This window comes from Marinobacter sp. THAF197a (assembly GCF_009363275.1).
Taxonomy (GTDB): domain Bacteria; phylum Pseudomonadota; class Gammaproteobacteria; order Pseudomonadales; family Oleiphilaceae; genus Marinobacter.
In genome coordinates this window covers 806,349-818,714 of sequence record NZ_CP045324.1, presented here as the reverse complement: position 1 = coordinate 818,714, position 12,366 = coordinate 806,349, and the positions used below count along the sequence as shown (strand labels likewise).

General features: G+C 59.2%; 11 protein-coding genes. 4 read left to right on the top strand and 7 right to left on the bottom strand.

Going from position 1 to position 12,366, the window contains the following annotated elements; translation table 11 throughout:
- Positions 1 to 52 precede the first annotated feature (52 nt).
- From FIV08_RS03760 to dxs, 3 genes are all read left to right on the top strand, one after another.
- Entirely contained in the window at positions 53 to 310 is a 258-nt protein-coding gene (locus FIV08_RS03760) for an exodeoxyribonuclease VII small subunit (RefSeq protein WP_058090992.1), read from the top strand.
- Positions 310 to 1,206, top strand: coding sequence for a (2E,6E)-farnesyl diphosphate synthase (gene ispA, locus FIV08_RS03755; RefSeq protein ID WP_152437375.1), 897 nt, complete (start codon positions 310 to 312; stop codon positions 1,204 to 1,206). Before FIV08_RS03760 ends, ispA begins: the two co-directional genes overlap by 1 nt.
- Before the next feature lie 136 nt (positions 1,207 to 1,342).
- Positions 1,343 to 3,274 carry a 1-deoxy-D-xylulose-5-phosphate synthase gene (dxs, locus tag FIV08_RS03750; RefSeq protein ID WP_152437374.1) on the top strand — a complete coding sequence of 644 codons (1,932 nt, stop codon included), beginning with the start codon at positions 1,343 to 1,345 and terminating at the stop codon, positions 3,272 to 3,274.
- A gap of 56 nt (positions 3,275 to 3,330) precedes the next feature.
- Here the strand turns inward: dxs and ribA are convergent, their stop codons facing one another.
- From ribA to FIV08_RS03720, 6 genes are all read right to left on the bottom strand, one after another.
- Positions 3,331 to 3,942 carry a GTP cyclohydrolase II gene (gene ribA / locus FIV08_RS03745; RefSeq protein ID WP_058090995.1) on the bottom strand — a complete coding sequence of 204 codons (612 nt, stop codon included), beginning with the start codon at positions 3,940 to 3,942 and terminating at the stop codon, positions 3,331 to 3,333.
- A 132-nt stretch (positions 3,943 to 4,074) separates the two neighbouring features.
- Positions 4,075 to 4,557, bottom strand: coding sequence for a cyclic pyranopterin monophosphate synthase MoaC (moaC, locus tag FIV08_RS03740; protein WP_058090996.1), 483 nt, complete (start codon positions 4,555 to 4,557; stop codon positions 4,075 to 4,077).
- Positions 4,558 to 4,648: 91 nt separating this feature from the next.
- Positions 4,649 to 5,629 carry a Nudix family hydrolase gene (locus FIV08_RS03735; protein WP_061333020.1) on the bottom strand — a complete coding sequence of 327 codons (981 nt, stop codon included), beginning with the start codon at positions 5,627 to 5,629 and terminating at the stop codon, positions 4,649 to 4,651.
- Positions 5,610 to 6,827, bottom strand: a complete 1,218-nt coding sequence (gene argJ / locus FIV08_RS03730) for a bifunctional glutamate N-acetyltransferase/amino-acid acetyltransferase ArgJ (protein ID WP_061333019.1) — start codon at positions 6,825 to 6,827, stop codon at positions 5,610 to 5,612. The genes FIV08_RS03735 and argJ overlap by 20 nt, the downstream gene beginning before the upstream one ends.
- A gap of 102 nt (positions 6,828 to 6,929) precedes the next feature.
- Positions 6,930 to 9,662 (bottom strand): preprotein translocase subunit SecA, encoded by a 2,733-nt coding sequence (gene secA, locus FIV08_RS03725; protein ID WP_061333018.1) that lies wholly within the window; start codon positions 9,660 to 9,662, stop codon positions 6,930 to 6,932.
- A gap of 89 nt (positions 9,663 to 9,751) precedes the next feature.
- Positions 9,752 to 10,687 carry a M23 family metallopeptidase gene (locus FIV08_RS03720; RefSeq protein ID WP_416376905.1) on the bottom strand — a complete coding sequence of 312 codons (936 nt, stop codon included), beginning with the start codon at positions 10,685 to 10,687 and terminating at the stop codon, positions 9,752 to 9,754.
- A 235-nt stretch (positions 10,688 to 10,922) separates the two neighbouring features.
- On the opposite strand from FIV08_RS03720, the gene FIV08_RS03715 reads away from it, so the two are divergent.
- Entirely contained in the window at positions 10,923 to 11,375 is a 453-nt protein-coding gene (locus tag FIV08_RS03715; protein WP_152437372.1) for a DUF721 domain-containing protein, read from the top strand.
- Between the two features lie 11 nt (positions 11,376 to 11,386).
- On the opposite strand, the gene lpxC is transcribed toward FIV08_RS03715, so the two are convergent.
- Positions 11,387 to 12,301, bottom strand: coding sequence for a UDP-3-O-acyl-N-acetylglucosamine deacetylase (gene lpxC / locus FIV08_RS03710; RefSeq protein WP_058091002.1), 915 nt, complete (start codon positions 12,299 to 12,301; stop codon positions 11,387 to 11,389).
- Positions 12,302 to 12,366 lie beyond the last annotated feature (65 nt).

Genomic DNA, 12,366 nt, shown 5'->3' with positions numbered 1-12,366 from the left:
GGACTCTGATATAATCCGCGCAATTTCCGAAACACCTGACCGGAGGTCGCCCATGGCCGGTGAGAATAACAGCAGCACATCCATTGCCGACTTTGAAAAATCCCTGGACGAACTTGAACGATTGGTTCGCGATCTTGAGCAGGGAGAGCTTTCGCTGGAGCAGTCACTGGCAGCCTTCGAACGGGGCGTAAAGCTCACCCGAGAATGCCAGACCGCCCTGAAAACCGCCGAACAGCGTGTTGAACAGCTGGTTCAGAACAGCGATGGCTCCCTGGAGACCCGCCCCTTTTCAGCGGATGATGCCAACTGATGAGTGAGCGCCTGTCCCTGGCTCTGGAATTTCTGGAGCAATCCCGCCAGCAGATTGACCAGGCACTGGAACTCTCTATTCGCGATGGCGCCGCCTCACCCAGGCTGGATGAGGCCATGCGCTACAGCGTTCTGGGCGGTGGCAAGCGCATTCGCCCGGCACTGTGCCTGGCCGCAGCCCGCGCCATCGGCGCCGATCCATTAGCGGCGCTGGCCCCCGCCTGTGCGCTGGAACTGGTGCACGCCTATTCCCTGGTGCACGACGACCTGCCCGCCATGGATGACGACGACCTCCGGCGTGGCCGACCAACCGTTCACATCGCGTTTGACGAAGCCAGCGCCATACTGGCCGGCGATGCGCTGCAAACCCTGGCCTTTGCACTTCTGGCGGAGGCCCCGGAGCTGTCAGACCAACAACGCATCGCAATGATTCGGGAACTGGCGACCGCCAGCGGACATCAAGGCATGGTTGGGGGCCAGGCCATTGATCTGGAATCGGTTGGCCGCCAATTGACCATAGAACAACTTGAGTCCATGCATCGCCATAAAACCGGCGCCCTGATCGAAGCCAGTGTTCGCCTTGGCGCGCTGACATCCGGTTCGGTCACAGATCAACAACTGGCCGCCCTGTCTGATTTTGCCAGCGCCCTGGGCCTGGCGTTCCAGGTGCAGGATGACCTGCTGGATATTGAAGGCGATACCGAAGTCATCGGAAAGCGACAGGGCTCGGACGCCGCCAGGGAGAAACCCACCTATCCGGCCCTGCTGGGTATTTCCGGTGCCAGGGAACACCTGGAGAAGCTGCTGGATCAGGCCCAGAGTGCCCTGGACAGTTTCGGCGACGAAGCCGAGGTGCTGAGGGCCATGGCCGATTATGTGGTGGCCAGAAGCCACTGAACCGCGCTGACAAACAAGAATCGGCCGGTCTGACGACACCGTTTTGTAACATCTGGCCCGGGAAGTGTGAAACACACCTCCCTGTTCCCTTATAATGCCAGTCATAGAATCCATATTCCGATAAAGACCCGAGCTGATGCAGGACACATACATTTTCAGGGAAATCCCGTCGCAGCGGCCCAACACGCCCATTCTTGACCGGATTGACGTGCCCGCCCAGCTGCGCACCCTGCCCGAGGAAGATCTTCCCCAACTGGCCAGAGAACTCCGGGCTTTCCTGCTCTGGTCTGTCGGCCAGACCGGCGGGCACTTTGGTGCCGGCCTGGGCGTTCTGGAACTGACCGTCGCCCTGCACTATGTCTTCAATACGCCTGAAGATCGACTGGTCTGGGATGTTGGCCACCAGGCCTACCCCCACAAGATCCTGACGGGTCGCCGGGAACAGATGGGCAGCATCCGCCGCAAGGATGGCCTGGCCGGGTTCCCGAAACGGGCGGAAAGTGAATATGACACCTTCGGTGTTGGCCACTCCAGCACCTCCATCAGCGCCGCACTGGGCATGGCCATTGCAGCCCGCATGCAGAATACCGGGCGCAAGAGCATTGCGGTGATTGGCGACGGCGCCATGACCGCCGGTATGGCCTTCGAGGCCCTGAACCACGCCGGCCACCTGCACGCCGATATGTTGGTTATCCTGAACGATAATGACATGTCGATCTCCCGCAACGTGGGCGGGTTGTCCAACTATTTTGCCAAGCTGCTGGCCAGCCGAACCTACAACCAGGTTCGGGACAGCAGCAAGAAAGTGCTGAAAAGCACCCCACACCTGATGGCGCTGGCGAAGAAAACCGAAGAACACTTCAAGGGCATGATTGCCCCGGGCACGCTGTTCGAGGAGCTGGGCTTCAACTACATCGGCCCCATTGATGGCCACGATCTGCCATTGCTGGTTGAAACCCTGGAGAACATCCGGGAGCTGGACGGCCCGCAGTTCCTGCATGTGGTGACCACCAAAGGCAAGGGCTTTGCGCCCGCAGAGGCGGACCCCATTGGCTATCACGCCATCAACAAGATTGAACCCGTGCCACCGAGCAAGCCGGAGCCGGTCAAACCGAAGCAGGCCAAACCGAAATACGCCAACGTCTTCGGGCAATGGCTGTGCGATGCCGCGGAGCAGGATGAGCGCGTGGTCGGCATCACCCCCGCGATGTGCGAGGGCTCAGACCTGCTGGCGTTCTCGGAGCGTTTCCCGGACCGCTACTTTGACGTAGCCATCGCAGAGCAGCACTCGGTAACCCTGGCGGCCGGGCTGGCCTGTGATGGTGCCAAACCTGTCGTGGCAATCTATTCTACCTTCCTGCAACGGGGCTATGACCAACTGATTCACGACGTTGCCATCCAGGATCTGGACGTGCTGTTTGCCATCGACCGGGCGGGGCTGGTGGGCGAAGACGGCCCGACCCATGCCGGCGCGTTCGACATCAGCTATCTTCGCTGCATCCCGAAAATGGTGGTGATGACCCCCTCAGATGAAAACGAAACCCGCCAGCTCCTGCACACCGGTCTTCAATACCATGGCCCAGCTGCCGTGCGGTACCCCCGGGGCACCGGCCCCGGTGCCGAAATCCAGCAGACACTGACGGCTCTACCCCTCGGCAAGGGTCGCGTTGTCCGAGAGGGCACTCGGGTGGCCATACTTAACTTTGGCACTCTGCTGGGCTCTGCCCTGGAGGCGGCCGACAGCCTGAATGCCACCGTGGCCGATATGCGCTTCGTCAAACCGCTGGATGAGAGCCTGGTACTGGAACTGGCCGAACAACACGACCTGCTGGTAACGCTGGAAGAGAACGTTGTGGCTGGCGGTGCCGGCAGCGCAGTGACCGAATGCCTGAATAAACGGGAAGTGATGCTGCCGGTGCTGCAGCTGGGCTTGCCTGACCGCTTCATCGACCATGGCAAGCACGGGGAATTGCTCAAGGAATGCGGGCTGGACCCGGAAGGTATCCGTAGCGCCATCGCAAGTCGGATTGACCGCCTCGGTAACGCCGCACTGACCGCCATCAAGTGATCACTGCTGGCTGATAGCACAGCCGTGCTATCAGCCGACTCTGCCAGCCGGCTCAATCAGGCCGGGTCGTCATCCTGATGAGTCTCGAGCCAGTGGCCGAGCTTGCTTTGCTTGGTATTGAGGTAGTGTTCGTTGTGCGGGTTGCGACCCACGTGCAGGGGAACACGCTCCGAAATCTGAATTCCGTAAGACTCCAACGCCTTGACCTTCCTGGGGTTATTGGTCATCAGCTTCAGGCTTCGAATCCCCAGGTGCTCGAGCATGTCCTTGCACATGCTGTAGTCCCGCAAATCCGCACCAAAACCCAGCCGCTCGTTGGCCTCTACGGTATCTGCGCCCTGATCCTGCAACCGGTAGGCGCGAATCTTGTTCAGCAACCCGATGCCACGGCCTTCCTGGCGCAGATACATCAGAATGCCACGACCTTCGCGGGCAATGCTGCGCAATGCTTCTTCCAGCTGATACCCGCAATCACAACGCATGCTGTACAGGGCATCGCCGGTCAGGCATTCGGAATGAGTACGTGCCAGCAGAGGCTCATCGCTATCAATATCGCCCAGCGTTAGTGCCACATGCTCCTTTCCGGTGTCCGGCTCCTCAAAGCCGTGCATGTCGAACACACCGAAGGGGGTGGGCAAACGGCAGGTCTCAATGTAACGAACAGCCACTGTATTTCCTCGTGGTTCTGACAAATTGGGCGGGCATTCTATCATGCGGCTGCTTGCCTGGCGTAGTGTTGGCACGTTTACTCTCCGAATACAGTGTGGTCGGAAAGAGTACGGCCAAGGCCAGAGAGCAGATCATTGTTCCGGCGCGCGCCAGTGTCCCGAGCGGCCACCCTTCTTTTCCAGCAGCCGCACACCATCCACCACCATCGCCTTATCAACGGCTTTGCACATGTCGTACAGGGTCAACGCGGCAACACTGGCGGCCGTAAGCGCCTCCATCTCGACACCGGTCTGCCCCGACAGCTTGCAGCGGGTAAGGATATGCACCGAGGCGCCATCCGCCCCCGGGGACAACTCCACTTTCACCGATGTCAGATTCAGGGCATGGCACAGGGGAATCAGGTCATGGGTCTTCTTGGCCGCCATGATGCCGGCAATACGGGCAGTAGCCAGCACATCTCCCTTGGGATGCTCACCATCAATGATCATTCGCAGGGTTTCCGGCGCCATGCGGATGGTTGCTTCCGCCCGGGCCTCCCGCTCGGTGACGGCCTTGCTCGTCACATCCACCATTCGGGCTTCGCCCTTATCATCCAGATGGGTCAACTTGCTCACGCTGCACTCCCCGCTCGTTTTTGATCTGTCACTGATTAACTACTGTTGCACAGACTGATGCCGGCGGAAATCCGTAATCTCCGCCAGCGGCTCACCACCAGAATCCGATGCCGGCAATGCCCTGGCCGCCCCGCTCACGACACAGTGTTTCATGACCTGGCGTCAGCCCCCCCAGCCCGTAGACTGGAAGCCTGGCATTGGCCACCAGGGATTCGAACTGCCCCCAGCCCATTCCGGGTTGCCCCGGATGGGTGGACGTTTCCAACACCGGGCCCAGCGTCGCGTAATCCGCACCCAGGGCCGCCGCATGGTGCAGCTGGCCCTGGTCATGGCACGACACACCCAGCCATCGATCGGCCGGCACAGGACGCCTTGAGAGCGCCTGAGCCTCACGCCAGGGCAGGTGCAGGCCGGCAGCTTTCGGAAACGCACCCAGCAAACGCGGATGGCCATGCAAAACCAGTCCGACGCCGGCACCGGAACAGATCGGCAAAGCCTCTGCCGCCAGTTTCAGGTAATCGTTATCCGGTAATTGAGGCGCCCGAAGCACAACCAGCTGCCCCGCCATCCCGCCAATCGACCGTTCCAGCCGGCTGATACCGTCCTGCCAGGATGCCATGGGGCCAACAATAGCCAGGCGCTGCGGTAAATTGAGTGCCCTGATGATCGGGCGGTTGGCGGCAGGGAAATCCGCATCGGCGAGCTCGCACGGGCGCAGCCAACTGATCGGCTGCCCTTCCCGGCCCTCTGGCTGCCCCTCGGCCCCCGAGGTTTTCCAGACATCCAGGAACACCTGTTTGTCACCGTAGTCGTGGCGGATACCGATCACCGGCTCCAGGCTGGCCAGGGGTACCTGCAGGCCGGTTTCCTCGGCAATCTCCCGAACCAGGGCCTGCTGTACGGTCTCCCCCGGCTCCACCTTGCCACCCGGGAACTCCAGCAGTCCGCCCTGATGCACGTGATCCGGACGGCGAGCAATCAGAACCCGGCCGTCACGGATAATGACGGCGACGGCAACGTGGATCTGCTTCTTCCCCGCCAGGGTCTCAGGCTCAGGTACGGTATTCGGCATTGATGGTCACATAGTCGTGGGAGAAGTCACAGGTCCACACGGTTTCCTGGACGCTACCGCGCTTGAGGTCGATGGCAATGGTGATTTCTTCCTGGCTCATTACCCGCTGACCCCGGTCCTCGGAGTAATCATCGGCACGGCCACCGTTGCGCACCAGGCAGACATCCCCCAGATAGATTTCCAAAGAGCCCAGGTCCAGGTCCGGCACGCCCGCGCGCCCCACCGCCGCCAGAATCCGGCCCCAATTCGGGTCCGAGGCAAACAGCGCGGTCTTCACCAGCGGCGAGTGCGCGACGGTATAGGCCACATCCAGCGCCTCCTGCTGGCTGGCAGCACCGCTGACGTCGATGGTGACAAACTTGGTGGCACCCTCACCGTCCCGGACAATGGCATGGGCCAGGTCCAGGTATACCTGGCGAAGGGCTTCTCTCAACGCCGGCAGGTGCGGGCTGCCTGCGGTAATTTCCGGCCCGTCGTACTGGCCACTGGCCATCAACATGCAGGCATCGTTGGTGGAGGTATCGCCATCAATGGTAATCCGGTTGAACGACTTCTCGCCCAGTTCCGACGCCAATGACTGCAGCACGTCGGGTGCAATGCGGGCGTCGGTGGCGATAAACCCGAGCATGGTGGCCATGTTTGGCCGGATCATGCCCGCGCCCTTGCTGATGCCGGAAATGGTCACCGCATGGCCACCCAGGTCCACCCGCACAGACGCCCCCTTGGGCCGGGTGTCGGTGGTCATGATGCCACTGGCGGCTTCCGCCCAGCGGTCTTCCCGGGTATTGGCCAGGGCTTCCGGCAGCGCCTTGATAATCTTGTCGACCGGCAGGGGCTCACCGATCACACCGGTTGAGAACGGCAACACCGCGTCAGGGCTGACGCTCGCTTCGGCGGCCAGCGCCTCACAACAACGCAGGGCGTCGGCCATACCCCGCTCTCCGGTACCGGCGTTGGCATTGCCGGTGTTGATCAGCAGGTAGCGGGGTGCGCCCTGGGCCAAGTGTTTCCGGCTGAGTACCACAGGAGCCGCGCAGAACTGATTACGGGTAAATATGCCCGCTACCCTTGCCTCCGGCACCAACTCGAACACCACTATGTCTTTACGCCCGGGCTTTTTGATACCCGCACTCGCAATCCCCACCTTGATACCCGCCACCGGGTAAAACTCGGGTAAGGTTCCGGGACCTACCGCCATGCCTGCCTCCTGAATTTATCCGAAACTGTAAACGACAAAACCCGCATACCGCCCATACACTGGCCGATTGCGGGTTCTGGTGCCGAGGTTGCTGCTCAGGTTTTAGCTGACCTTACCGCAACACTGCTTGTACTTCTTGCCAGACCCGCAGGGACACGGCTCGTTTCGCCCTACCTTGCGCTCCTGGCGAACGAAAGTTTCCGGGGTGCCCTGGGCCTGGTTACCCTGGCCATCATCCTCACCCTGGGTGGCACTGGTCTGATCGTGACGCAACTTGGCCCGGGCCATTTCCCGCTCCAGCTCTTCCTTGCGGCGGCGCTCAATCTCTTCCATCTCTTCGCGACTCTGAACCCGGACATGGCACAACACACGGGTGACGTCACGCTTCATGGTGTCCAGCATGGTCTCAAACAGGTTGAAGGCTTCGCGCTTGTATTCCTGTTTCGGGTTCTTCTGAGCGTAACCGCGCAGGTGGATACCGCGGCGCAGGTGGTCCATGTTCGACAAATGCTCTTTCCACAGGGTGTCGAGCACCTGCAGGAACACCTGTTTCTCGAACTTGCGCATGGGTTCTGCGCCGGCAATCTCTTCTTTCGCCTTATATTCGGTGACGATGGCGTCAAGAATCTTCTGGCGCAGGTTTTCCTCATACAGTTTGCTGTCTTCGTCCAGCCACTGTTGAATCGGCAGATCAATGGCCATTTCCGACTGCAGCTGCGCTTCCAGCCCGGCCACATCCCACTGTTCCGGCATGCTCTGGGGCGGAATAAACTCGCTGACCATCGCGTCAACCACATCGCTGCGAATGGTGTCGACCATCTCGGAGATGTCGTCAGACGCCATCACCTCGTTACGCTGGTCGTAAATCACCGTGCGCTGATCGTTGGCTACGTCATCGTATTCCAGCAGGGTTTTACGCATGTCGAAGTTACGACCTTCCACCTTGCGCTGGGATTTCTCGATGGCGTTGGTAACCATCCGATGCTCGATGGCCTCACCCTTTTTCATACCCATGGCCTGCATCAGGTTCTTCACCCGCTCAGGCGCGAAGATCCGCATCAGGTTATCTTCCAGCGACAGGAAGAAACGGGAAGAACCCGGATCGCCCTGACGGCCGGCACGGCCCCGTAACTGGTTGTCGATCCGCCGGGATTCGTGACGCTCGGTACCAATAATATGCAGACCACCGGCATCCAGCACCTGATTGTGGCGTTCGGTCCACTCCGCCTTCATGCGGGCGACTTCTTCCTCGGACGGATTATCCAGGGCGGCCACTTCGTATTCCCAGTTACCGCCCAACACAATGTCCGTACCACGACCGGCCATGTTGGTTGCAATCGTCACCGCGCCGGGGCGGCCCGCCTGGGCAATGATCAGTGCCTCAGAGTCATGCTGCTTGGCGTTGAGGATCTTGTGCTCAATGCGGGCCTTCTTGAGCAGCATGGACAGCAGCTCGGAGGCCTCGATGGATGCGGTACCCACCAGGATAGGCCGGCCTTCACCAGTGACATCCTTGATCTCATCAATGATGGCGTGGAACTTTTCTTCCTGGGTCAGGTACACCAGGTCGTTATAGTCAATCCGCTGAATGGGTTTGTTGGGCGGAATCACCACCACGTCCAGACCGTAGATCTGGCGGAATTCGAAGGCTTCGGTATCGGCCGTACCGGTCATGCCGGCCAACTTGTCGTACAGACGGAAATAGTTCTGGAAGGTGGTCGATGCCAGGGTCTGGCTCTCGGCCTGGATCTTCAGGCCTTCTTTCGCCTCGATGGCCTGGTGCAGGCCTTCGCTCCAGCGGCGGCCCGGCATGGTCCGGCCGGTGTGTTCATCAACGATCACCACCTGACCGCCCTGAACGATATAGTCGACATCCTTCTGGAACAGGTGATGAGCCCGCAGGGCTGAATGAACGTGGTGCAGCAGGCTCAGGTTGGCTGCCGAGTACAGGCTTTCGCCCTCTTGCAGCAGGCCTCGCTCCAGAAGCAATTCTTCAACCTTCTCATGACCGGCCTCGGTGAGCTCTACCTGGCGTGACTTTTCGTCGATGGTAAAGTCGCCGGAGCTTTCTCCGGATTCACTGACCTCGCCTTTTTCAAGGCCCGGAATCAGCGTATTGATGGCCTGATAGAGCTTCGAGGAATCTTCGGCAGCACCGGAAATAATCAGCGGGGTACGGGCTTCGTCGATCAGGATGGAATCCACCTCATCCACGATGGCAAAGTTGAGACCGCGCTGAACCTTGTCATCAATACTGAAGGCCATGTTATCGCGCAGGTAGTCAAAGCCGAATTCGTTGTTGGTACCGTAGGTGATATCTGCCTGGTAGGCGGCGCGCTTCTCTTCCGGCGGCTGCCCAGCAACGACCACGCCAATGGTCAGGCCAAGGAAGCGATACAGCTTGCCCATCCACTCGGCATCACGGCTTGCCAGGTAATCGTTGACGGTTACAACATGAACGCCCTTGCCGGGCAATGCATTGAGATAAACCGCTGCGGTGGCCACCAGGGTTTTACCCTCACCGGTCTTCATCTCGGCAATGCGGCCTTCGTGCAGGGTCATACCACCAATCAGCTGTACGTCGTAATGACGCATCCCCATCACCCGGCGGCTGGCCTCGCGAACGGTGGCAAAGGCTTCGGGCAACAGGGCATCCAGGGCTTCACCCTCATCAAGACGCCGGCGGAATTCAGCGGTCTTGCCCTGCAACTCGGTATCCGACAACCCGCCCAGCGCCTCTTCAAGTTGATTGATGCGCGTAACGGTTTTGCGCATCCGCTTGATTTCTCTGGCGTTTTTACTGCCGAACATCTTCGTTGCAAGCTTTGTGAACATAGACCACTGCTTCTTCAGTTAAACGGAGGAAGCCGGCATTCTAACCTTATTTGGCGACAGGACAAAAGGTGGGGTTCACGGGAATGGAATCAGCGGCTTGCGCGCTGGATATATTTCTCAGGATTTTCGGACTTGCCATTGCGGATCACTTCAAAATGCACGTGGGGGCCAGTCGACCGGCCGGTGCTTCCCATCAGTGCCACAACCTGCCCCTTCTGGACCACATCACCGGTTTCGACCTTGATGGTCTTGGCGTGGGCATAACGGGTAACCAGCCCGTCGCCATGATCTACCTCAACCAGATTGCCGTAGCCAAAGCGGTCACCGGCGAAGGTCACCACGCCGGCACCGACAGTGATGATATCACTGCCTTCCTTGCCGGCCAGGTCCACTCCGGCATGCCAGCGGCGCTTGCCGGTGAAGGGGTCGGTACGGTATCCATAAGGGGACGACAACCAACCCCAGGTGATGGGACGGCCCTGCAGATACAGCTCGTCTTCGAGCTTGTTGCGGGACGCCACCTTATCAAGCAATCGCAGCTGCTTTTCACGATCATCCAGCGTGCGCTCCAATTGCTCGATCATATCGGTCAACTCAGGGGCACTGTAGGACTCACCACCCATACCGTCTTCGGGGCCACCCACAGCCGCCGGCTGATCAAAGTTGAATTCATCGCTGGCCACCAGCCCGGACTCAACGAAGCGCTGACCAAGGGCGTCCAATCGCAGAAGCCGCCCCTGGATATCACCAAGCCGGAGTGTCAAAGCGTCCACCTGCTGCTGCACGCTCTCCCGAACCCGCGTCACCTCGACCCGCTGCTCCTGAAGCTTGTCCTGCCAGGTAGATACCAGTTCGGTCTCTGTGGGCTTTTTGGCTTCAGCCTTTGCCACGGCCACCTGATAACCCGCCCAGCCAGCCGCCAACAACAGCGCCAGCACAGTAAACACCAGAGTTGCAACAATACCGGCGTTGAGCGCGATTGCCCGGGAACGGCCGTGGCGTTTGCCAACGAATATTACGTTCATATCGTCATTCGATTTCATTGAAGAGCCGCATACCTGTCCCTGTAGTGCTGCGGCCCGGAAATAAATATCCGAGCGGTTCTGCTATCCTTGGCAACAACTACGTACTGATAAATCGCAGCGCCCGGTAGACATACTCATTACCCACAATGTAAAACGAGTGTGTTATCAGCGCTACGCACAAAGCGTGCCGAAGTGTAACCAATCGTAAACAGTCCCGTCGAGAAAAAAGCCGGTTATGAGCAAAAAAAATGACCAAAAAATGATCTTTGGCAAAGTGGCTTCCAGCCCCGGCTCTACTCTGAAAGCCCTGCTGACCAAAGCCGAGCTTCACCAGCAGGCGGAACAACTGGTGCTCGACGCGGTTCCGGAAGAGCTGGCAGACGGTACGCGTTTTGTCAGCTGCACCGAAGGAGAACTGGTGCTGGCCACCGACAACGCCAGCAAGGCTACCCGGTTACGGTTCCGGCAACACGAGATCATGGAAAAGCTGCGGGAGCAGGAGCTGTTCAGGTTTGTCTGGAAGGTTCGCATCAAGGTGTCACCCTTGAGGTACCGGGACAAACCGGAGGCCAAAATGACACCCCTGAGCAAAGAAAATGCCCGGCTCCTCAAAGAGGAAGCCGGGCACACGAAGGATAAAGCACTACGCGAGGTTCTCGAAAAACTCGCAAGCCACGTCCGGGATTAAGGCTTCCGGCCTTAACCCACCGCGAGCACAGGTTTCATATAAGAGATAGGAGCAGTGGCTTCATCATCGAAGGTCACCACTTCCCATGCGTCTTCTTCTGCCCTGAGCTTGCGCAGCAGCTTATTGTTCAGGTCGTGACCGGACTTGATACCGCGGAACTCACCGATCAGGCTGTTGCCCAGCAGGTAGAGATCGCCGATCGCATCCAGAACCTTGTGCTTGACGAACTCATCATCATAACGAAGGCCATCCTCGTTAAGAATCTTGTAGTCGTCGACCACAATGGCGTTGTCCACGCTGCCACCCAGCGCCAGATTCATCGCACGCAACTTTTCAATATCGCGCATGAACCCGAAGGTACGGGCACGGGAGACTTCCTTCACAAAAGACGTGCTGGAGAAATCCACCGTTGCGGTCTGGGCGCGACCCTTGAACACCGGATGGTCAAAGTCGATACCGAAGCTGACCTTGAAGCCTTCAAACGGCAGGAAGGTCGCTTTCTTGTCACCTTCTTCGATGGTGACTTCCCGCTTGATGCGGATAAAGCGTTTGGCGGCATCCTGTTCGGAAATGCCGGCCGACTGCAGCAGGAATACGAACGGCCCGGCTGAACCATCCATAATAGGCACTTCCGCCGCGCTCAGTTCGACGTAGCAGTTGTCAATGCCAAGACCAGCCATGGCTGAGAGCAAATGCTCTACGGTCGCCACACGGACACCGTCATTTACCAGCGTCGTGGACAGCATGGTCTCACCTACATTTTCCGCGCATGCCCGGATCTCAACCATCGGGTCGAGGTCCGTACGGCGGAAGATGATGCCCGTATCAACCGGAGCCGGCTTCAGGGTCAGGTAAACCTTTTCCCCTGAGTGCAGGCCGATACCGGTCGCACGGATGGTATTTTTGAGTGTCCGTTGTCTGATCATCGGTTCATCATTCCGTCACAAAAAGTCGATATTCTGAGCAAAAAACTGCCCGGAGAATATCAGAA

Bases quoted from the DNA above. Each gene is read 5' to 3' on its own strand.
- FIV08_RS03760 (WP_058090992.1), top strand. From the start codon at position 53: ATGGCCGGTGAGAATAACAGCAGCACATCCATTGCCGACTTTGAAAAA.
- ispA (WP_152437375.1), top strand. From the start codon at position 310: ATGAGTGAGCGCCTGTCCCTGGCTCTGGAATTTCTGGAGCAATCCCGC.
- dxs (WP_152437374.1), top strand. From the start codon at position 1,343: ATGCAGGACACATACATTTTCAGGGAAATCCCGTCGCAGCGGCCCAAC.
- FIV08_RS03735 (WP_061333020.1), bottom strand. From the start codon at position 5,629: ATGCCGAATACCGTACCTGAGCCTGAGACCCTGGCGGGGAAGAAGCAG.
- argJ (WP_061333019.1), bottom strand. From the start codon at position 6,827: ATGGCGGTAGGTCCCGGAACCTTACCCGAGTTTTACCCGGTGGCGGGT.
- secA (WP_061333018.1), bottom strand. From the start codon at position 9,662: ATGTTCACAAAGCTTGCAACGAAGATGTTCGGCAGTAAAAACGCCAGA.
- FIV08_RS03720 (WP_416376905.1), bottom strand. From the start codon at position 10,687: ATGAACGTAATATTCGTTGGCAAACGCCACGGCCGTTCCCGGGCAATC.
- FIV08_RS03715 (WP_152437372.1), top strand. From the start codon at position 10,923: ATGAGCAAAAAAAATGACCAAAAAATGATCTTTGGCAAAGTGGCTTCC.
- lpxC (WP_058091002.1), bottom strand. From the start codon at position 12,301: ATGATCAGACAACGGACACTCAAAAATACCATCCGTGCGACCGGTATC.